The sequence below is a fragment of the Nocardioides thalensis genome (assembly GCF_013410655.1).
Classification (GTDB): domain Bacteria; phylum Actinomycetota; class Actinomycetes; order Propionibacteriales; family Nocardioidaceae; genus Nocardioides; species Nocardioides thalensis.
Map to the genome: position 1 here is coordinate 2,147,019 of NZ_JACCFP010000001.1, position 19,573 is coordinate 2,166,591.

Below are 19,573 nucleotides of genomic sequence, written 5' to 3' on the forward strand. Positions count from 1 at the left end.
CGCCCGGCAGAGGCGTTCACCCGCTGAATCGTAGGGTGTGCCACCCACCGGATGCCCTAGGGTGACCGCGTGAGCCAGAGCAGCGCAGGCGGTGTCGAGAGCACCGACCGCCAGATCCTCGAGCTGCTCGCGACCGACGGGCGGATGTCCTACACCGACCTCGGCAAGGCGACCGGCCTGTCCACCTCCGCGGTGCACCAGCGGGTCAAGCGCCTCGAGCAGCGCGGCCTGATCCTCGGCTACGGCGCCACGGTCAACCACGCGGAGATCGGGCTCCCCCTCACCGCGTTCATCGCGATCCGGCCGATCGACCCCTCCCAGCCCGACGACGCGCCGGGGCGCCTCGAGGGCATGCCCGAGATCGAGTCGTGCTGGTCGGTGGCGGGCGAGGAGTCCTACATCATCAAGGTCCGCACGACCTCACCCGTCGAGCTGGAGGACCTGCTCGCCCGCGTCCGCGCGGCCGCGAACGTGTCGACCCGCACGACGATCGTGCTCTCGACGTACTACGAGAACCGACCGGTCACGGGCTGAGCCGCTTGCTGGCGTCGGCCAGCGCCTCGACGAAGCCGTCGACGTCGTCCTCGGTGGTGTCGAACGAGCACATCCACCGCACCACCTGGCCGTCGGGCGTCCAGTCGTAGAACAGGTAGCCGGCCTCGCGGGCGGCGTTGGCGACCTCGACGGGGAGCCGGGCGAACACGCCGTTGGCCTGGACCGGGTGCTCGAGCGAGATGCCCGGCACCGCTGCGGCCTTCTCGGCCAAGCGGGCCGCCATGGCGTTGGCGTGGGCGGCCGAGCGCAGCCACAGGTCGTCGGTCAGCAGCGCCTCGATCTGGGCCGAGACGAAGCGCATCTTCGAGGTGAGCTGCATGCTGTGCTTGCGGATGCGCAGCAGCCCACGGTCGAGGTCGGGGTTGAGCGCGAGCACGCACTCGCCGTACAGCATCCCGTTCTTGGTGCCGCCGAACGACAGCAGGTCGACGCCGGCGTCGGTCGTGAACTCACGGACGGGCACGCCGAGCGAGGCGGCGGCGTTGGCGACCCGGGCGCCGTCCATGTGCACGGCCATGCCGAGGCCGTGGGCGTGCTCGGCGAGCGCCGACACCTCGGCCGGCGTGTAGACGGTCCCGAGCTCGGTCGACTGCGTGATCGACAGGACCTGCGGCTTGGCGCGGTGCTCGTCGTCGAAGCCCCACGCCGCACGCGCGACGAGCTCGGGCGTCAGCTTCCCGTCCGGCGCCGCGACCGGGTAGAGCTTGAGGCCGGCGACCTTCTCGGGGGCCCCCGCCTCGTCGGTGTGGATGTGGGCCACGTCGGAGCACACCACAGCCCCCCAGCGGTCGGCGGCGGCGCTCAGGGCCACCACGTTGGCGCCGGTGCCGTTGAACACGGGGTACGCCGCGACGCCCTCGCCGAAGTGCGGGGCGAACAGGTCGCCCAGCGCCTGCGTGTAGGCGTCGTCGCCGTACGACGTCTGGTGGCCGCCGTTGGCGGCGGCGATCGCCTCGAGGACCTCCGGGTGCGCTCCTGCGTAGTTGTCGGACGCGAAGAGGCGCCGCTCCGGGTCGTGCCGTCGCTGGATCGTCATGAAGCGATTCTGCCGGTCACACCCTTGGTCGCCTCAACGACCCCGCGCAGCTTCTTCGCGAGGGCCTCGTAGAACATCGACAGCGGGAACTCGTCGGCCATCACGTCGTCGACGAGCTCGCGGGGCAGCTTGTCCCAGTCGAGGTCGCGACGCGCCCACCGCGAGCCCGGGTGCGGCGGCAGGAACTCGCTGACGAGGTCGTGCCCGGCCAGCCAGTGCACGACCTTCGGCCGGTCGATGCCGTCGCGGTAGAACTTCTCGATCCGGGCGCACAGCTCCTGGGTCACCGGCGCGACCCGGTCGAAGTCGATCGTGAGCCGGTTGTCGGTCCAGCGGACCACGTCGTGCTTGTGCAGGTAGGCGAAGAGGAGCTGGCCGCCGAGACCGTCGTAGTTGCGCGTGCGCGACCCGGTCACGGGGAACCGGAAGAGCCGGTCGAAGAGCACGGCCACCTGCACGTCACGAGCCTGGGGCAGGCCCTCGGCCTCGAGGCCGACGGCGGCCTTGAACGCGGTCAGGTCGCAGCGCAGCTCCTCGAGGCCGTACATCCAGAACGGCTGGCGCTGGCGGATCATGAACGGGTCGAACGGCAGGTCGCCGTGGCTGTGGGTGCGGTCGTGGACCATGTCCCACAGCACGAACGCCTCCTGGCAGCGCTCCTGGTCGTCGAGCAGGCCCCGCACGTCCTCGGGCAGGTCCATCCCGAGCAGCTCGACCGAGGCGGCCGACACCTGCCGGAAGCGCGCCGCCTCGCGGTCGCAGAAGATCGCGCCCCAGGAGTACGACGAGGGCGTCTCGCGCACCGACACCGTCTCGGGGAACAGCACTGCCGAGTGGGTGTCGTAGCCGGCGGTGAAGTCCTCGAACGCGATCGGGACGAACATCGGGTTGTCGTAGCGCTCGGCCTCGATCGCGGCGAGCCAGGCGGGCCACACCTCGCGCACCAGCACGGCCTCGAACCGCCGGTCGGGGGTGCCGTTCTGGGTGTACATCGGGAAGACGACGAGGTGGACGCGGCCGTCGGCGCGGTCGCGGCTGGGGTGGAACGCGGAGAGCGAGTCGAGGAAGTCGGGCACCCCGAAGCCGCCCTCGACCCAGCGACGCAGGTCGGTCACGAGGGCTGCGTGGTAGGCCGCGTCGTGCGGGAGCGCGGGGGAGAGCGCCTCGACCGCGTCGCAGACGGTCGCCACCAGCTGGGCGGCCCGGGAGCGGTCGGCGCCGGGCTCGAGGGAGCCGTCGGCGGCCTGCAGGCCCTGGAGAGCGGTCACGGCGCCTCGGAGGCTCTGCCACTGAACATCTTCCGCCGTAACGACGGTTTGGCCGTAGATCGTTGCGCTCATGGGGCCTATCGTGCGACATCCCTGCTGCAGACTCAAGTACGACGCGCCGTCGCCGTACGGACCGCTCCGCGGCGCGTCGCAAGCGACACGCCGGACGCCGCGGAGTTTTTCCAACTTTTTCCTCGCTCGCGGCCCCCGCGCTGACCTGCGGATTCGTGTGTTCTCGCAGGTCAGGGGCCGGTTGACACTCCCGGCAAGGCTCGCCAGAGTACGTGACCGTTCGCTCGTGCAGGTCGAGGTCCGTGGACCGACGTCCGAGTGGCCGTGGTCGGGGGATGTAGCGCCAACATCTTCTCGCCGTGGTTCGCGGAGGTCGGTTCGCCCCTCGAGAGCGACACGGAAGGGCCCTCTTCCCCCTAGACAACGTCCGGGCCCCGGCAGCCGGTCGGGTAGCGGATGGTCCGAAGGTGAAGAGGGCCCTTCCGTGCCCGGGCAGAGGTGTCCAGGGCTCGCCGACTAGTCTCGGCCCGTGCCGCTCCGCCTCCTCCTCGCGATCGGCAGCGGACTCCTCCTCGCCGCCTCGTTCGAGCCGCTGGCGCTGCCCTACCTGCTGCCGTTCGGCGTCGCGGGCTTCGCGCTCGCGACCAGCGGGCTCCGCGTCCGCCGGGCCGGGCTGGTCGGGCTGGTCTTCGGCGTCGCGTTCTACTTCACGCACATCGAGTGGATGCGCCGCTCGATCGGCCCGGACGCCTGGCTGGCCCTGTCGACGATCGAGTCGCTGTTCTACGGCCTGCTCGGCCTCGCCGTGCCGCTCCTGCGGCGGCTGCCGGCCTGGCCGCTCTGGCTCGCCGCCGCGTGGACCGCGATGGAGGGCATCCGGAGCACCTGGCCGTTCAGCGGCATGCCGTGGGGGCGGGTGTCCTTCGCCGTCGTCGACACCCCGGTCGCCCCGGCGGCGCCGTACGTCGGGCTCACCGGGCTGTCGTTCCTGGTCGTGCTGACGGGCTTCCTGCTCGCGACGCTCGTCGAGGCCGCGCAGGCCCGGACGGGCTGGCGGGCGCCGGCGCTCGGGCTGGTGGCGGTCGTCGCGCTGCTCCTGGTGCCGACCGTCCGTCCCTACGACGTCGACACGACCGGCTCGGTGACCGTCGCCGCGATCCAGGGCAACCTGCCGGGCCCGGCCAACAACATCCTGTGGGACCACCGACAGGTCACCCGCAACCACGTCGACCGCACGGTCGAGCTCGCCGAGGACGTCGCCGCGGGTGACGTCCCGGCACCGGACTTCGTGCTCTGGCCCGAGAACGCCACCGCCGTCGACCCGTTCGTCGACGCCGAGGTCAACCAGGGCATCCGGGAGGCGGTCGCGGCGGTCGGCGTGCCCGTGGTCGTGGGCGGGCTCGCCGACGACGGCACCGAGCACGTGCTCAACCAGGGCATCGTGTGGGACCCCGAGAGCGGGCCGGGGGACCGCTACACCAAGCAGCACCCGGTGCCCTACGGCGAGTACATCCCGTTCCGGGACATCTGGAACCCCGAGTTCGGGCAGCTCGCGCTGATCAGCCGCGACATGAAGAGCGGCACCCGCACCAGCCCGTTGCGCGTCGCCGGCATCGAGATCGCGGACGCCATCTGCTTCGACGTCGCCTACGACGACGTGGCGCGCGACCAGATCCGGGAGGGCGCGCAGCTGCTGACCGTCCAGACGAGCAACGCCAGCTTCATCTTCACCAACCAGATCGAGCAGCAGTTCGCCATCACCCGGCTGCGGGCGATGGAGTCCGCCCGGTGGCTCGTGGTCGCCTCGCCCAACGGGCGCTCCGGCGTGATCGCGCCCGACGGCACCGTGGTCGCGACGGCCGACCCGCGCACCGCGGCGACGCTCGTCGAGGAGGTCGGGCTCGTCGACCAGGTGTCGCCGGCGGTCCGCCTCGGGGCGCTGCCGGGGCGGATGTTCACCGTCCTGTCGGTCATCGGTCTCGTGTACGGCGCGATCGCGTACCGTCGAAGGCGGGATCATGCCGGGTCGCTCGCGCCCGCGGGCGGTCCCGCGGACGAAGAGGCACACGTTGACTGAGCACAGCACCCTCGCGCACGACCAGCCCCGCAGCCTGGGTCGGGTCGTCATGGTGGTCCCGACCTACAACGAGGCCGACAACCTGGCCTGGATCGTCAACCGGGTGCGGCAGGCCCAGCCCGCGCTCGACGTGCTCGTCGTGGACGACAACTCACCCGACGGCACCGGCGACATCGCCGACGCGCTCGCCTCCGCCGACGAGCACGTGCACGTCCTGCACCGGGCCGGCAAGGGCGGGCTGGGGGCGGCGTACCTCGCGGGCTTCGCGTGGGCCCTGGAGGCCGGCTACGACGTCATCGGGGAGATGGACGCCGACGGCTCCCACCAGCCCGAGCAGCTCGGCCGGCTGCTCGCCGGCCTCGTCGACGCCGACCTGGTCATCGGGTCGCGCTGGGTGCCCGGCGGGTCGGTCGTGAACTGGCCGTGGCAGCGCGAGGTGCTGTCCCGCGGCGGCAACCTCTACGTGCGGCTGCTCCTCGGCATCTCGGTGCGCGACGCCACCGCGGGCTTCCGCCTGTTCCGACGGAGCACGCTGGAGGCGATCCGGCTCGAGGAGGTGCGCTCCACCGGCTACGTGTTCCAGACCGACCTCGTGTCGCGCACCCTGCACGCCGGGTTGCGGGTGCGCGAGGTGCCGATCGAGTTCGTCGAGCGGGTGCGCGGCGACTCCAAGATGAGCGGCCAGGTGGCGATCGAGTCGCTCAAGCGGATCACGCAGTGGGGACTGCGCGAGCGGTGGGAGCGGGCCAGGTGCCGGGCCTCCCGCAGCCAGTCCCGTGCCATGATCGAGGTGTGAGTAGTCGCGGGAGGCGATGGGCGGCCGTGCTGGCCGTCGCGTTCATCGTCGTGCCGCTGCTGGAGCTCTACGTCCTCATCCAGGTCGGCCAGGTCATCGGGCCGTGGTGGACGATCCTGCTGCTCGTGCTCGACAGCATCCTCGGCGGCTGGCTGATCCGCCGCGAGGGCAGTCGCGCGTGGCGCGCCCTCCGGGCAGCCGTCGAGCAGGGCAAGCTCCCGGCACGGGAGCTCGCGGACGGCGTCCTCGTCGTGCTCGGCGGCGCGCTGATGCTGAGCCCGGGCTTCGTCACCGACGCGTTCGGGATCCTGCTGATCCTCCCGGTCACGCGGCCGGTCTTCCGCAGGCTGCTGACGTCGTACGCCGCCTCGCGCGTGGTGGTCCGGACACACGGACGCCCCGGGCCGACGGCGGGGGACGGTTCCGTGGTCCGGGGCGAAGTGGTCGACGAGCGCTAGGCGCTCGCCGGGGCCGGGCTCTAGGCCCGGGCCTTCTTCTTGCGCGTGCTCGCGCGGTGCAGATGGGCGGGGCCGATCTCGCCGCCGCGGAGCAGCTCGAGCCGCTCGGTGAGGATCTCCTCGAGCTCCTTCTCGGAGCGGCGCTCCAGCAGCATGTCCCAGTGGGTGCGCTGCGGCTTCTCGACCTTCTCCTCGCGCTCGATGCCCGACGTGCTCACGGCCTCGCTGCCGCAGCGCGGGCACTCCCACACGGCCGGGACCTCGGCCTCGATCGACATGGTGATCTCGAAGGTGTGCCCCTGGGCGCACCGGTAACCGACCTGCTGGCGGGCGGCGAACTCGATGCCGCGCTCGTCCTCGAACGACTGCCCTCCGAGCCGCGCTCCCCGCAACGTCCGCTCAGCCATGCCTACCTCCCACGGGTGACCGTCGCCGGGGGATCTCCCCGGACCCACTGACGGGGCACCTCATCTGTACAACGCTACCCAGCCCGGCAAGGTTGCAATCATCGGGGAGTTTTCGCCTGCTCGATGCCCTTCGCGGTGTCCACCCGCATCAGCAGCAGCCCGCCTATGACGAAGAACACCACCAGGGCGAAGATCGCCGGCCGGTAGGAGTCGGTGAACTGGTAGACCAGGCCGAACGTGAGGGTGCCCAGCCACGACGTCCCGCGGTCCATGGCGTGGTAGAGGCTGAAGTACTCCGCCTCCTTCCCGGCCGGGATGAAGAGCGAGAAGTAGGACCGCGCGAGCGCCTGGGTGCCGCCCAGGACGATGCCGATGGCGACACCGAGCAACAGGAACGCCGCGAAGTTGTCGGACGGGACGACGAGGGCGGTGGCGAGGATCAGCATCCAGAATCCCAGCCCGGCGAGCACCACGTGCTTGGCCCCGAAGGTCCGCGCCGCCCGGCCGAACGCGACCGCACCGCCGACGGCCACGAACTGCACCACCAGGTAGACCGCGAGCACGGTGCCCGTCTCGAAGCCCAGCTCCTTCTCGCCGAACGTCGCGGCCGAGGCGATGACGGTCTGGATGCCGTCGTTGAAGAACAGGTAGGCGAGCAGGAACGACAGGGCCACGGGGTAGTTGCGCAGGTCCTTCAGCGTGGCGCCGAGCTGCCCGAACGACCGGGCGACGAGGCCGCCCTCGACCGCCTCGACGGCTCGCGGCGGCCGTCGCTTGATGCCGAGCCAGGGGATGACGGTGAACGCCGCCCACCACACGGCGCCGGAGAGCATGCTCACCCGCACCGCCATCTCGGTCGACATGCCGAGGCTGTCGTGGAACGTCACGACGGCGAAGTTGGCCGCGAGCAGGAGCCCGCCGCCGGCGTACCCGTAGGCCCAGCCGATCGACGAGGCGCGGTCCCGCTCGTGCTCCTCGGAGATCAACGGCAGGATCGAGTCGTTGATCACCATCGACGCGCCGCCGGCGAGGTTGGCGATGATGAACACGATCGAGCCGAACAGCCAGTTCTCGCCGTTGAGGAAGAACAGCAGCGCGGTCGCGGTGGCGCCGACCCACGCGAACCCGGCGAGCAGGTCGGGCTTGCGGGCGGTGCGGTCGGCGAGCGCGCCGATCAGCGGGTACAGGATCGCGCCGAGGATCGTGGAGAACGTGATGACGTACGACGGCAGCGCCCCCGGTGCGATGTCGAGCCCGAGGAGCGAGATCGTGCCGTCGCAGTCGAGACCCTTGTCGCTGTCGCTGACGAACCCGCACGCGGCCTGCTCCGCCACCGAGATCAGGTACGGCGCGAACAGCACGCCCGCGACGGTCGTCTGGAACGCCGAGACGGCCCAGTCCGTGAAGAACCACGCCTTCTGCTCCTTGGCGCGGTTGAGTGGTCCGAGATCCGCGATCCCCGGTGTCCCCGTCATTTCTGCCTCCCGCCGGGGAGACTAGTGCCAGAGGCCTCGTGCGACGAGCACATCCTTCAGCAGGTCGGTGCGGTCGGTGAAGAGCCCGTCGACGCCGCGCTCGAGCAGCTCGACCATCTCGTCGGGGTCGTCGATCGTCCACACGTGCACGGGCTTGCCCGCCGCGTGCGCGCGCCGCACGAATCCGGGCGTCACGACCCGCAGCCCCTTGCGGCGGTGCGGCACCTGGAACGCGTCGAAGCCCGCGCCGACCCGGTCGGCCACCCAGCGCGCGACACCCGCGGTCGGCGCGAGCCGGAACGCGACGATCTCCCACGGCTGCGCGGCTGTCGGCACCCGGCCGCCGGTGAGGCGCCGGAACCGGGCGATCCGGGCGGGGGAGAAGGACCCGACGAGCATCCGGTCCCACAGGTCGTGCTCGGCGACGAACGCCGCGAGCACGTCCACGGCGCCCTCGGACTTGATGTCGACGTTGAAGGACACGTCGGGGAACGCCTCGACCAGCTCCAGCAGGGTCGGGACCTGCTCCCGCCCGCCGATCCGGGCCTCCCGGATGTCGGCCAGGTCCAGGTCGCAGACCGACCCGACCCGGTCGGTCACCCGGTCGAGCACGTCGTCGTGGAACGCGAGCAGCACGCCGTCACGCGTCGTGTGGACGTCGGTCTCGAGGTAGTCGTAGCCGAGCGCCACGGCGTGCCGGAACGCCGTCAGCGTGTTCTCGAGGCCCTCGATCTCGGGGTGGTAGGCGCCGCCGCGGTGGGCGAACGCGAGCACCCGGCCGTCCTGCAGGTAGGCCACGCGCGTGTCAGATGTCGCGGAACGTCTCGATGTCGGCGCCCAGCGAGCTCAGCCGCTCGGCCAGGTCCTCGTAGCCGCGGTGGATGACGTAGGTGCCGCGGAGCACCGAGGTGCCCTTGCTCGCGAGCATCGCCAGCAGCACGACCACCGCGGGACGGAGCGCGGGCGGGCACATCAGCTCGGCACCCGTCCAGGACGTCGGGCCCTCGATCTGCACCCGGTGCGGGTCGAGCAGGGTGACCCGGCCGCCCAGCTTGTTGAGGTCGGTGAGGTAGATCGCCCGGTTGTCGTAGACCCAGTCGTGGATGTAGGTCTGCCCGTGCGCGGTCGCCGCGATCACCGCGAAGAACGGCAGGTTGTCGATGTTGAGCCCCGGGAACGGCATCGGGTGGATCTTGTCGCGGGGCGCGACCAGGTCGGAGGGGTGCGTCACGAGGTCGACGAGCCGCGTGTGCCCGTTCGCGGCGACGTACTCCTCGGAGCGCTCGTAGCGGAAGCCCATCTCTTCGAGCATCGCGAGCTCGATCTCGAGGAACTCGATCGGCGCGCGCCGGATGGTGATGGAGGAGCGGGTGACGATCGCGGCCGCGAGCAGCGACATCGCCTCGATCGGGTCCTCGCTCGGGGAGTAGTCGACGTCGACGTCGATCTCCTCGCGCCCGGTGACCGTCAGCGTCGTGGTGCCGACGCCCTCGATCTCGACGCCGAGCTCCTGGAGGTAGAAGCACAGGTCCTGGACCATGTAGTTGGACGACGCGTTGCGGATCACCGTCGTGCCCGGGTGCAGCGCGGCGGCCATCAGCGCGTTCTCGGTGACCGTGTCGCCGCGCTCGGTCAGCACGATCGGGCGCCCCGGCTGGACGGTGCGGTTGGCCTGGGCGTGGTACCAGCCGTCGGTCGCCTTCACGTCGAGTCCGAACGGACGCAGCGCGGACAGGTGCGGCTCCACGGTCCGCGTGCCCAGGTTGCAGCCACCGGCGTACGGCAGCTCGAAGGTGTCGTCGGCCCGGTGCAGGAGAGGGCCGAGGAACATGATGACCGAGCGGGTACGCCGCGCCGCGGCGGCGTCGATCTGCGACAGGTCGAGGTCGCGCGGCGGCACGATCTCGAGGTCGTTGTCGTGGTTGATCCACCGGGTCTGCACGCCGAGGCTGTTGAGCACCTCGAGCAGCCGGTTGACCTCCTCGATCCGGGCCACCTTGCGGAGCGTCGTGCGGCCGCGGTTGAGCAGCGAGGCGCAGAGCAGGGCGACCCCGGCGTTCTTGGACGTCTTCACGTCGATGCTGCCCGAGAGCGTGGTGGGTCCTTTGACCCGCAGGTGTGTCGGCCCGGCCCCGAGCGCCACGATCTCGGAGTCGAGGGCGGCCCCGATGCGCGCCAGCATCTCCAGGGACAGGTTCTGGTGCCCCTTCTCGATGCGGTTGATCGCGCTCTGGCTGGTGCCGAGGCGCTCGGCCAGCTGCAGCTGGGTCAGCCCGCGGTGCTTGCGGGCGTCGCGGATGAGGTTCCCGATCCGACCCTTGTAGTCGGCATCGCCCGAGGTGTCGGCGAGGTGGATCGTCATGCGTACGACGGTAACTCACATATGAGATAGGGCAAACTAGCGACATGCGCGCCACCACCATCCACGGCCCCCGGGACATCCGTTTCGAGGAGGTCCCCGACCCCGAGATCAAGCGTCCGACGGACGCGATCGTCAAGGTGGTCGCCGGCTGCGTGTGCGGCTCCGACCTCTGGCCCTACCGCGGCGAGAACCCGATCCGCCGCGGCGCCACCATCGGCCACGAGTGCGTCGGCGTGGTCGAGGAGGTCGGGGGAGAGGTCCGCGACTTCAAGCCGGGCGACTTCGTGATCGTGCCGTTCTGCCACTGCGACAACACCTGCGCCCACTGCCGCGCCGGCGTGCAGTCGGCCTGCACCAACCTCGGCGTGACGACCAGCGGCCAGGGCGAGTACGCGCTGGTCGGCCAGGCCGACGGCTCCCTGGTCGCCACCGACGGCGTGCCCGACGCGGCACTGCTCCCGTCGCTGCTGTCGCTCTCCGACGTGATGCCGACGGGCTGGCACGCCGCGGTGAGCGCGCGGGTCCGCGAGGGCGGGACCGCGGTGGTGGTCGGCGACGGCGCCGTCGGCCTCTGCGGCGTGCTCGCCGCGTCCGTGATGGGCGCCGAGACCATCGTCGCGATGTCGCGCCACGAGCCCCGACAGCAGCTGGCCAAGGAGTTCGGCGCCACCCACGTCGTCGCCTCCCGCGGCCGCGAGGGCGCTCAGGAGGTCAAGGAGGTCCTGGGCGGGATCGGCGCGGACGCGGTCCTCGAGTGCGTCGGCACCGACGAGGCCATGGGTACGGCGATCTCCGTCGCCCGCCCCGGAGCGATGGTCGGCTTCGTCGGCGTGCCGCACGGCATCGAGCTGCCCGTCCGCCGGATGTTCGACCGCAACGTCGGCGTCCAGGGCGGGATGGCACCGGTGCGCCGCTACCTCCCCGAGCTGCTCGCGCTCGTGCAGGACGGCCGCATCGACCCCGGCAAGGTCTTCGACCTGACCCTTCCGATGGCCGAGGTCGCCGACGCCTACCGCGCGATGGACGAGCGGCGGGCGATCAAGGTGATGCTCAGTTCAGCGAGCTGACGCCGTCGTCGGGCTCGTCCGGGTCGGCGGGCGCCTCGCCGCCCTCCACCGCCACCAGCGTGAGGGTGCCGTCGTCACCGCTGAGGGTCAGCGTGTCGCCGTCCAGCGAGATCTCGGGGGCGCTGGTCAGGAAGTCGCTGAGCCAGCGCTCCTGGGCCATGACCGCGTCGCCGCACGCCATCTCGGTGCCGACCAGGCCGCCCTCGACGTCGAGCGTCCCGCCGTCGACCGCGACCTTGCCGCCCAGGCCGTTGCAGCCCGCGCTGGCCGACAGGTTGGAGTTCTCGAAGCCGACCGTGATCGGGCTGCCCTCGACCAGGGACTGCTTCGCGGAGTCGAGCGCGTCGGGGGTCGACGCCTCGAACGTCAGGCCCTCCAGGTCGGCCATGCTGACGTCGGCGGCCCCGATGTTCGCACCGCTGTCGTCGGTGGCGCTGTCGGAGTCGGCCCCACCGCACCCAGCGAGCACCGAGAGCGCGAGGACCGCGGCGCCGGCAGTGGCGAGGGGGGCCAGGGGAGCGAGCTTGATCATGGCGATGAGACGAGTCCTGCCTGGATCGGGTTCCGGGATTGGCCATCAAGTTACCGTGTGCCGAACCCCACGAGTGAGGATGAGACCAGTGTCGATCGAAGACGGCGTCCGGCCGTTCGAGGAGGGCGTGCGCACCGACTTCGAGGGGCGGATGTCCTACGCGGGCTACCTGGACCTGGACCGCCTGCTGTCCGCGCAGCACCCACTGAGCGACCCGGCGCACCACGACGAGCTGCTGTTCATCATCCAGCACCAGACGACCGAGCTCTGGCTGAAGCTGATCGTCCACGAGCTCCGCGCCGCGCGGGCGTTCCTCGACGACGACGAGCTGTCCCGCGCGCGCAAGAGCCTGGCGCGGGTCAAGCACATCCTCCACTCGATGACCGACCAGTGGTCGGTGCTGGCGACCCTCACGCCCAGTGAGTACGCCGAGTTCCGCGGCGTGCTGGGCTCGTCGTCCGGCTTCCAGTCCGCCCAGTACCGCGCGGTCGAGTTCCTGCTCGGCAACAAGCACGGCCGGATGCTCGAGGTGTTCCGCTCGGACGCGAAGGCCCACGCCCTGCTGTCCGAGCTGCTCGACAGCCCGACCGTCTACGACGCGTTCCTCCGGCTGGTCGCGCGGCGCGGCCTCGCCGTCCCGGCGGAGGTGCTCGAGCGCGATGTGAGCGCGGCCTGGGTCGAGCACCCGGAGCTGGTGCAGGTCTTCCGGGAGGTCTACTCCGACACCACCACGCACTGGGAGCTCTACGAGACGTCCGAGGACCTCGTCGACCTCGAGGACGCGTTCCAGCTGTGGCGGTTCCGGCACCTGCGCACGGTGCAGCGCACGATCGGGTTCAAGACCGGCACCGGCGGCTCCTCCGGCGTGGCCTTCCTCCGGCGTGCGCTCGACCTGACGTTCTTTCCCGAGCTGATCTCGGTGCGGACCGAGATCGGCGCCTGAGACGACCCACGACCGAGGAGCAACGATGTCCGACCTGGGACGCCGGGCCGAGGAGCTCGACGCGGCCGATCCGCTGGCGGCGTACCGCGACGCGTTCGTCACCACGCCCGGCGTGGTCGCCTACCTCGACGGAAACTCGCTGGGCCGCCCTCTCCGCGCCACCGGCGAGCGGCTCGCCCGGTTCGTGGCGGAGGACTGGGGCGACCGGCTGATCCGGCACTGGGACGAGGGCTGGATGGACGCGCCCACCGAGCTGGGTGACCTGCTCGCGCGCACCACGCTCGGCGCGGCGCCCGGCCAGACGGTCGTGGCGGACTCGACCACGGTGCTGCTCTACAAGCTGGTCCGTGCGGCGGTCGACGCGCGGCCCGGCCGCGGCGAGATCGTCGTCGACACCGGCAACTTCCCGACCGACCGGTTCGTCGCGGAGGGCGTCGCGGCCGAGCGCGGGCTGACCCTCCGATGGATCGACCCGGACCCGCTCGCGGGCGTCACCGTCGACGACGTGCGCGCGGTCGTCGGGCCCGGCACGGCGCTCGTGCTGCTCAGCCACGTCGCCTACCGCTCCGGAGCGATCGCCGACCTGCGCGCGATCACCGACGTCGTGCACGAGGCCGGCGCACTGGTCCTGTGGGACCTCTGCCACTCCGTCGGAGCCCTCGAGCTGGGCCTCGACGACGACGGCGTGGACCTCGCCGTGGGCTGCACCTACAAGTACCTCAACGGCGGGCCGGGCGCCCCGGCGTTCGCCTACGTCGCCGAGGCGCTCCAACCGAGCCTCCACCAGCCGATCCAGGGGTGGATGGGAGCGGCCGACCCGTTCGCGATGGGGCCCCGCTACGAGCCGGCGAAGGGGATCCGCCAGCTGGTGAGCGGCACGCCGCCGATCGTCGGGATGCTCCCGGTGCGCGACATGCTCGCCCTGATCGGCGAGGCCGGGATGCCGGCGCTCCGGCGCAAGTCCGAGGCGCTGACGGCGTACGCCGTCGAGGTCGCCGACGAGCTGCTGCTGCCGCTCGGTGCCCGACTCGCGTCACCGAGGGAGCCGGCGGCGCGGGGCAGCCACATCACGCTCGACCACGCCGACTTCCAGCGCGCGACGGCCGAGCTGTGGCGGCGTGGCGTGATTCCGGACTTCCGGCCTCCGGACGGGCTGCGGATCGGGCTGTCCCCGCTGAGCACCGGCTTCGCCGAGGTCCTCGCCGGGCTGACGGCCGTGCGCGAGGTGCTGGAGGGTGGGTCGCGGGGCGACTAGCGGCTCACGCGGCCCGCATGCCCGGCAGGACGACGGGCGGGCAGTCGCACGTGTCGCTGCACGCGAGGAACGTGTGCACCTCGTGGCCGCAGTGCTGGCAGGGCAGGTCGTGCGACAGGTGCGCCCTGGTCGTGGTGGTGGTCTCCCACATCGTCGTCACCTCCTTCGGTCCGTTGGTCGGCTCTGCTGGTCCGACGTTGGGAAGCTGGGGAGTGTGACCGCCAGCGCCGCCGGATCTCATCGTTGTAGATGCCATCGGCGGCCGTTTTGTTCTTCTGAGCTAGAGAAGGGCGCCGGGGTTGAGGATCCCGTCCGGGTCGAGCGCGGCCTTGATGCGCCGGTTGAGCGCTAGGGCGTCCGGGCCGAGGTAGTCGCCCAGCCACGGCCGCTTCAGCCTCCCGACGCCGTGCTCGCCGGTGATCGTGCCGCCGAGCCCGATGGCCAGCCGCATGATCTCGTCGTACGCCGCCTCCGCCCTCGCCGTGTGTGCCGCATCGGTGGGGTCGAACACCACCAGCGGGTGCGTGTTGCCGTCGCCGGCGTGCGCGATCACCGGGATCTCGACCTCGCGCTCCGCGGCGATCCGCGCGATCCCGTCGACCAACGCGCCCAGCTGGGGCACCGGCACGCCGACGTCCTCGAGCAGCAGCGATCCGCGACGCTCGACGGCCGGGATCACCATCCGGCGCGCGGCGACGAACGAGGCACCCTCGGCCGGGTCGTCGGTGGCGAACACCTCGGACGCCCCGTTCTGCTCGCAGGTCGCGGCGATGCGGGCGACCTCCTCCGCCGCCGTCGAGGGCGACTCGTCGGACTGGATGACCAGCAGCGCCTCGGCGTCGCGGTCCAGCCCCATCCGGGCGTGGTCCTCGACGGCGTTGATCGATGCGCGGTCCATGAGCTCGAGCATCGAGGGGCGCATCGCCCGGGTGACCGCGACGACGGTCGACGTGGCCGCGGCGAGACTCGGGAACGAGGCCACGAGCGTGTGCGGCGGCCGCGGCTGCGGGAGCAGGCGCAGCACGACGCGCGTGATGACGCCGAGCGTGCCCTCGCTCCCGACGAAGAGCTTCGTCAACGACAGGCCGGCGACGTCCTTCAGCCGCGGGCCGCCGAGCTCGACAGCGGTCCCGTCGGCGAGGACGACGGTCAGGCCGAGCACGTAGTCGGTCGTCACGCCGTACTTCACGCAGCAGAGGCCGCCGGCGTTCGTCGCGATGTTGCCACCGATCGAGCAGATCTCGTAGGACGAGGGGTCCGGGGGATACCAGAGGCCGTGCTCGGCGACCGCGCCCTTGACCTCGGCGTTGAGCAGGCCCGGCTCGACGACGCACGTTCGGGTCGCCGGGTCCACCTCGATCCGGCGCATCCGCTCCGTGGAGAGCACGATGCAGCCCTCGACGGCGGACGCCCCGCCGGACAGGCCGGTGCCGGCGCCGCGGGGTACGACGGGCACGTGGTGCGCGGCGGCGTACCGCATCACGGCCTGGACGTCCTCGGTACTGGTCGCCCGCACGACCGCGAGGGGCACGCCGGCACCCGGGTCGCGGGCACGGTCCCAGCGGTAGCCGGCCATGCCGTCGGGGTCGGTGATCACGCAACCCGGGGGCAGCGCCTCGATCAGTTCCGCGAGCTCGGTGGTGCCCGTCACCCCGTCACGATCTCATGTCGCGCACCGCGAGCGAGGCGAACGTCATGGCCGCGCCGAGCGGCGCGCCGGGCCCGGGGTAGGCGGACCCGAACACGGACGCGGTCGAGTTGCTCGCCGCGTAGAGACCGGGGATGGGGGAGCCGTCGTCGTCGACCACCCTGCCGGACGCGTCGGTGACCAGGCCGCCCTTGGTGCCCAGGTCGGACAGCACGAACCGCGCGGCATAGAACGGCGGCCGGTCGACGGGCACGAGCGCCTTGTTGGGGCTGCCCGAGCCGGCGAAGAACGTGTCGTACTCGTCGTCGCCGCGGCGGAAGTCGTCGTCGGTGCCGGCGGCCGCGAACCGGTTGAAGCGCTCGACGGTGGCCGTGAGCGCTGCGGCGTCCAGGCCCGCGGCCTCTGCGAGGCCCTCGACCGTGTCGGCCCGCACCCAGGTGCCCGCTGCCAGGTGGTCGGACGCCTCGCCCTCGGGCATCGCGATCGCCGGGAGGCGGCCGCCCTCCCGGTCGTCGAACACGAACCAGGACGGGATCCGCTCCGGGGCCGCGGCCATCAGCCGGCCGAACCGGTCGTAGGGCAGGCACTCGTTGCCGTAGCGCCGCGCGTGCTGGTCGACCATCAGACCGCCGCGGAAGCCGAGCGTGAACGAGCCGCTCCCGTCGGGATGCTCGAGGCCGGGGCAGAACCAGCCCTCGCCGGAGTAGTCGGTCGCGGCGCCGACCGCGACGGCGGCGTCGATCACCTCACCGGTGTTGGTGCCGCGCGGCGCCATCGTCCACTCCGCCCGCCCCGGTGTGCCGCGCTGCTTGCGGCGCTCGGCGCTGCCCTCGAAGCCGCCCGCCGCCACCAGGACGCCGCGGATGGCGCGGACCTCGACCGGCCCGTCGGGGCCGTGGGCCCGCACTCGGTCGACGCGTCGGTCGGCGTTGCGAGCGAGGCCCGTGACGTGGTGGCCCGTCGCGATCGTGCCGCCCTCGCGCACGACGATCGCCGCGAGACGTGCGATCAGCGCCTGGCCACCGGACAGCGTCGACCGGCCGGGAGCGCCGACCCGGTCGCGCTCGACCGGTGGGCGCACCAGAGCCGCGACGGCGGGGTCGAGCTCGTCACGACGGATCGGCACCGGCTGGATCGAGCGCCCCATCGGCACCCGGCCGGGCGCGTCGTAGTACTCCGAGAACGGGATCCACTCGAAGTCCATGAGCGGGTCGGCCTCGAGCTCGGCGACCAGCTCGGGCGCGTGCGCCAGCAGAGCCTCGACCTTCGCGGGGTCGGGATGGTCGAGCACCGCGCCGAGATAGCTGCGCGCGCCCTCCGTCGAGTCGGGCAGGCCGGCTCGCTGCTGCACGGCGCTGCCGGGGAGCCAGCAGGCGCCGCCCGAGTAGGCGGACGTGCCACCGATCAGTGGCGTCCGCTCGAGGACGAGGGTGCGGAGCCCGGCCCTGGCGGCGAGCGCGGCGCCGGTGAGGGCTCCGCCACCGGACCCGACGACGACGACGTCGTAGTCCGGCTCGAGCGGCGAGGGAGGAGTCTGCGCCTCGGTCACGCCCGAACTGTAACGCGTTCTACCTGTCGTTCCCGGCCGCACACCCACAGTTGCGGTCACACGGGAGGTAGTGGTGCAGCGCGTGGCCGCAGTAGGGGCACGGGCGGTCGTGCGTCAGGTGCTCGGTCTTCTCGGCGGTGTCCCACATGGCTTCGGCTTTCGGTGTCGTCCCTGTGGTTCCACGCTAGGACGGAGCATGGACAGTCGTGGCCGGAACGAGCGACAACCATCCGAAGAGCCCACCGGTCTAGTCAGATCGGGCCAGGTTCGACGATGTTCTGCAAATTTTGCGTTCGTTCCGACCTATTTGCCATACGCTCACGCGCGGTGAGTCAAGTCGACACGCGGCATGGGGAAATTCTGAGGACGATCGACCCGGTCGTCCTCGGTTCCCGGGTGCGCGCCGCACGGGTCGCCCGCGGCTGGCGCCAGTCGGAGCTCGCCGAGGGCCTGCTCTCCGTGGCCTACCTGTCCCGGATCGAGACCGGCGCGCGCCGGCCCACCTTCAACGTGCTGGTCGCCATCGCCGAGCGCCTCGGGCTCACCGCCGAGGAGATGCTGTACGGCGCGTCCGCCGACGACCTCGCGGAGATCAACCTGGGGCTCAGCTATGCCGAGCTGGCGCTGGAGAACGGCGAGCCGCTCGACGCCGAGCACCAGGCGCGGCAGTACCTCAATCGGGCCCACGACGCCTCGCTGTCCGACTTGGCCGAGCGGGGCCGGTTCCTGGTCGCGCGCGCGATGGAGGCCCAGGGGCAGCTCGACGAGGCGATCACGGAGTACGAGTCCGTCCTCGAGCAGGCCACGGGCGTCGCAGCGATCCGCTGTGGCATCGCGCTGGTCCGCTGCTACCGGAACGCGGGGGACGTGGGCTTGGCCATCGAGCTCGGCGACCGCCTGCAGCCTCGTGTCGTCGCCGAGGGACTTGAGCAGACCGACGAGGCGGTCCAGCTCGCGATGACAGTTGCGTCGGCATACGGGCAGCGCGGGGACCTCAGCCGCGCCGCGCGCATCTGCACGGAGGCGATCAAGGTGGCCGAGCGGGCGGCGTCCCCGGTCGCGCGAAGCTCGGCCTATTGGAACGCGAGCGTCATCTCGTCCGAACGAGGAGACACCCAATCGGCCGTTGCCCTCGCGAGCCGTGCTCTGGCGCTCCTGGGCGAGGGCGAGGACACACGGAACCTCGCCCGCCTTCGGCTGCACCTCGGGCGGATGCAGCTCGAGCTCGAGGGGGATGACCTCTCCGAGACGCTCGCACAGATCAAGCGCGGCAGCGAAGAGCTGAAGGGGACAAGCGCCAGCAGGTGGGAGGTCCTCCAGGGAGAACTGGTGCTGGCCCGCGCACTCCTCGTCGACGGTCGGCCGACCGAGGCGCTCGCGATCGCGGTCGAGGCGCGCGGCGCCGACTCAGCTGAGGCGTCCTTCGAAGATGCCGAAGCCTGCATCATCGAGGGGGAGGCCAACGAGGCGTTGGGCAGGCGTGATGAAGCAGTCGCCGCCTACCATCGCGCCGCGGAGACTCTGACGAGCCTGGGCGAAGCCGACCGGTGGATCGCGCAGGCCTGGTACGAGTTGGCCGAGCTCTTCGATGGAGTCGGCGAGTTCAAGGCGTCGCACGCCGCCCTCCGTGCCGCAGCGACGGCGAGCGGGTTGAAGATGCGCCGTCGTGCCGGGGCCGCGAGCCCCGTCACGACGTCCGCTTGATCAGCTCAGCAGCACCAGATCGGCCGCGCCGACGGCTGCACCGTGCGCCCGGCGTCGGCAGGCGCGGCGGAGCCGACCACCAGCAGGGCGGCGACGGCAACGGCGGTGGCGGCGAGCGACTTGCGAATCGAGTTCATGGGGGTTCCTCCGGTGTGGGGCTCTGCGTGATCGAGACTTGACGAGAATTTGCCAGGATCTTGTCATATCTAGGTAATCGATTGGGGGCTTGATCGGCAAGCATCTTTGGGACAAGATTCATGCGAGAAGTCGCCGGGGAGAGCCACGGCATCGGGCGCCGTGCCCGCGCGATTTCGATTTCGGGCGCACGCTCGAGTCGCTCGTTCTGTTGCGGTCCCACCCCGTGAGGGACCGCAACAGGGCGGTGGCCCGTGGGTATCGGGGCCGGCGACGAGCGGATCGGGCGGCTTT

Annotated in this window: 19 protein-coding genes; 8 read left to right on the forward strand and 11 right to left on the reverse strand. The window is 71.6% G+C overall.

Going from position 1 to position 19,573, the window contains the following annotated elements; translation table 11 throughout:
- Positions 1-69 precede the first annotated feature (69 nt).
- Positions 70-534, forward strand: coding sequence for an AsnC family transcriptional regulator (locus tag HNR19_RS10575; protein WP_179667886.1), 465 nt, complete (start codon positions 70-72; stop codon positions 532-534).
- On the opposite strand, the gene HNR19_RS10580 is transcribed toward HNR19_RS10575, so the two are convergent.
- Positions 524-1,591 (reverse strand): threonine aldolase family protein, encoded by a 1,068-nt coding sequence (locus HNR19_RS10580; RefSeq protein WP_179667887.1) that lies wholly within the window; start codon positions 1,589-1,591, stop codon positions 524-526. The genes HNR19_RS10575 and HNR19_RS10580 overlap by 11 nt on opposite strands.
- Positions 1,588-2,931 carry a DUF6421 family protein gene (locus HNR19_RS10585; RefSeq protein ID WP_179667888.1) on the reverse strand — a complete coding sequence of 448 codons (1,344 nt, stop codon included), beginning with the start codon at positions 2,929-2,931 and terminating at the stop codon, positions 1,588-1,590. The genes HNR19_RS10580 and HNR19_RS10585 overlap by 4 nt, the downstream gene beginning before the upstream one ends.
- Positions 2,932-3,400: 469 nt before the next feature.
- Between HNR19_RS10585 and lnt the strand changes: the two genes are divergently transcribed.
- From lnt to HNR19_RS10600, 3 genes are read left to right on the forward strand one after another with little or no spacing between them, the layout of a single operon-like run.
- Entirely contained in the window at positions 3,401-4,948 is a 1,548-nt protein-coding gene (lnt, locus tag HNR19_RS10590; protein ID WP_179667889.1) for an apolipoprotein N-acyltransferase, read from the forward strand.
- Between the two features lie 49 nt (positions 4,949-4,997).
- A complete protein-coding gene (locus tag HNR19_RS10595) occupies positions 4,998-5,744 on the forward strand; it encodes a polyprenol monophosphomannose synthase (RefSeq protein ID WP_246304572.1) in 747 nt (248 codons plus the stop codon).
- On the forward strand, positions 5,741-6,202 hold the full coding sequence (locus tag HNR19_RS10600; RefSeq protein WP_179667891.1) for an FxsA family protein: 462 nt from the start codon (positions 5,741-5,743) through the stop codon (positions 6,200-6,202). The genes HNR19_RS10595 and HNR19_RS10600 overlap by 4 nt, the downstream gene beginning before the upstream one ends.
- Before the next feature lie 20 nt (positions 6,203-6,222).
- Here HNR19_RS10600 and HNR19_RS10605 read toward each other — a convergent pair whose 3' ends face one another.
- The 4 genes from HNR19_RS10605 to HNR19_RS10620 all read right to left on the reverse strand — a co-directional run bounded on the left by HNR19_RS10605 (position 6,223) and on the right by HNR19_RS10620 (position 10,446).
- On the reverse strand, positions 6,223-6,609 hold the full coding sequence (locus HNR19_RS10605) for an RNA polymerase-binding protein RbpA (protein ID WP_179667892.1): 387 nt from the start codon (positions 6,607-6,609) through the stop codon (positions 6,223-6,225).
- Positions 6,610-6,707: 98 nt separating this feature from the next.
- On the reverse strand, positions 6,708-8,084 hold the full coding sequence (locus tag HNR19_RS10610) for an MFS transporter (RefSeq protein WP_179667893.1): 1,377 nt from the start codon (positions 8,082-8,084) through the stop codon (positions 6,708-6,710).
- A gap of 21 nt (positions 8,085-8,105) precedes the next feature.
- Entirely contained in the window at positions 8,106-8,882 is a 777-nt protein-coding gene (locus HNR19_RS10615; RefSeq protein WP_343047142.1) for a glycerophosphodiester phosphodiesterase family protein, read from the reverse strand.
- Between the two features lie 7 nt (positions 8,883-8,889).
- Positions 8,890-10,446 (reverse strand): helix-turn-helix domain-containing protein, encoded by a 1,557-nt coding sequence (locus tag HNR19_RS10620; RefSeq protein ID WP_179667894.1) that lies wholly within the window; start codon positions 10,444-10,446, stop codon positions 8,890-8,892.
- 44 nt (positions 10,447-10,490) lie between these two features.
- Between HNR19_RS10620 and HNR19_RS10625 the strand changes: the two genes are divergently transcribed.
- Complete coding sequence (locus HNR19_RS10625; RefSeq protein WP_179667895.1) at positions 10,491-11,513, forward strand: zinc-dependent alcohol dehydrogenase family protein; 1,023 nt, start codon at positions 10,491-10,493, stop codon at positions 11,511-11,513.
- On the opposite strand, the gene HNR19_RS10630 is transcribed toward HNR19_RS10625, so the two are convergent.
- Complete coding sequence (locus HNR19_RS10630; RefSeq protein ID WP_179667896.1) at positions 11,497-12,045, reverse strand: META domain-containing protein; 549 nt, start codon at positions 12,043-12,045, stop codon at positions 11,497-11,499. The two genes, HNR19_RS10625 and HNR19_RS10630, sit on opposite strands and share 17 nt — an antisense overlap.
- Before the next feature lie 88 nt (positions 12,046-12,133).
- Here HNR19_RS10630 and HNR19_RS10635 point away from each other — a divergent pair, with 88 nt between their 5' ends.
- Positions 12,134-12,988, forward strand: coding sequence for a tryptophan 2,3-dioxygenase (locus tag HNR19_RS10635; RefSeq protein WP_343047143.1), 855 nt, complete (start codon positions 12,134-12,136; stop codon positions 12,986-12,988).
- 25 nt (positions 12,989-13,013) lie between these two features.
- Positions 13,014-14,243: a kynureninase gene (locus tag HNR19_RS10640; RefSeq protein ID WP_179667898.1), complete on the forward strand. Its 1,230-nt coding sequence runs from the start codon at positions 13,014-13,016 to the stop codon at positions 14,241-14,243.
- A 4-nt stretch (positions 14,244-14,247) separates the two neighbouring features.
- On the opposite strand, the gene HNR19_RS10645 is transcribed toward HNR19_RS10640, so the two are convergent.
- The 3 genes from HNR19_RS10645 to HNR19_RS10655 all read right to left on the reverse strand — a co-directional run bounded on the left by HNR19_RS10645 (position 14,248) and on the right by HNR19_RS10655 (position 17,440).
- The gene (locus HNR19_RS10645; RefSeq protein WP_179667899.1) at positions 14,248-14,394 is read right to left on the reverse strand and encodes a hypothetical protein; all 147 of its coding nucleotides are present in this window, start codon (positions 14,392-14,394) and stop codon (positions 14,248-14,250) included.
- 129 nt (positions 14,395-14,523) lie between these two features.
- Complete coding sequence (locus HNR19_RS10650; RefSeq protein ID WP_343047144.1) at positions 14,524-15,894, reverse strand: FAD-binding oxidoreductase; 1,371 nt, start codon at positions 15,892-15,894, stop codon at positions 14,524-14,526.
- Between the two features lie 4 nt (positions 15,895-15,898).
- A complete protein-coding gene (locus HNR19_RS10655; RefSeq protein WP_179667900.1) occupies positions 15,899-17,440 on the reverse strand; it encodes an FAD-dependent oxidoreductase in 1,542 nt (513 codons plus the stop codon).
- A gap of 273 nt (positions 17,441-17,713) precedes the next feature.
- Between HNR19_RS10655 and HNR19_RS10660 the strand changes: the two genes are divergently transcribed.
- Complete coding sequence (locus HNR19_RS10660; RefSeq protein ID WP_179667901.1) at positions 17,714-19,144, forward strand: helix-turn-helix domain-containing protein; 1,431 nt, start codon at positions 17,714-17,716, stop codon at positions 19,142-19,144.
- Between the two features lie 5 nt (positions 19,145-19,149).
- Here HNR19_RS10660 and HNR19_RS23170 read toward each other — a convergent pair whose 3' ends face one another.
- Positions 19,150-19,281 (reverse strand): hypothetical protein, encoded by a 132-nt coding sequence (locus HNR19_RS23170; RefSeq protein ID WP_281366472.1) that lies wholly within the window; start codon positions 19,279-19,281, stop codon positions 19,150-19,152.
- Positions 19,282-19,573 lie beyond the last annotated feature (292 nt).

Coding starts and splice junctions, on each gene's coding strand:
- HNR19_RS10580 (WP_179667887.1), bottom strand. CDS start 1,591: ATGACGATCCAGCGACGGCACGACCCGGAGCGGCGCCTCTTCGCGTCC.
- HNR19_RS23170 (WP_281366472.1), bottom strand. CDS start 19,281: ATGAACTCGATTCGCAAGTCGCTCGCCGCCACCGCCGTTGCCGTCGCC.
- HNR19_RS10640 (WP_179667898.1), top strand. CDS start 13,014: ATGTCCGACCTGGGACGCCGGGCCGAGGAGCTCGACGCGGCCGATCCG.
- HNR19_RS10645 (WP_179667899.1), bottom strand. CDS start 14,394: ATGTGGGAGACCACCACCACGACCAGGGCGCACCTGTCGCACGACCTG.
- HNR19_RS10620 (WP_179667894.1), bottom strand. CDS start 10,446: ATGACGATCCACCTCGCCGACACCTCGGGCGATGCCGACTACAAGGGT.
- HNR19_RS10630 (WP_179667896.1), bottom strand. CDS start 12,045: ATGATCAAGCTCGCTCCCCTGGCCCCCCTCGCCACTGCCGGCGCCGCG.
- HNR19_RS10595 (WP_246304572.1), top strand. CDS start 4,998: ATGGTGGTCCCGACCTACAACGAGGCCGACAACCTGGCCTGGATCGTC.
- HNR19_RS10585 (WP_179667888.1), bottom strand. CDS start 2,931: ATGAGCGCAACGATCTACGGCCAAACCGTCGTTACGGCGGAAGATGTT.
- HNR19_RS10610 (WP_179667893.1), bottom strand. CDS start 8,084: ATGACGGGGACACCGGGGATCGCGGATCTCGGACCACTCAACCGCGCC.
- HNR19_RS10660 (WP_179667901.1), top strand. CDS start 17,714: ATGTTCTGCAAATTTTGCGTTCGTTCCGACCTATTTGCCATACGCTCA.
- HNR19_RS10625 (WP_179667895.1), top strand. CDS start 10,491: ATGCGCGCCACCACCATCCACGGCCCCCGGGACATCCGTTTCGAGGAG.
- HNR19_RS10605 (WP_179667892.1), bottom strand. CDS start 6,609: ATGGCTGAGCGGACGTTGCGGGGAGCGCGGCTCGGAGGGCAGTCGTTC.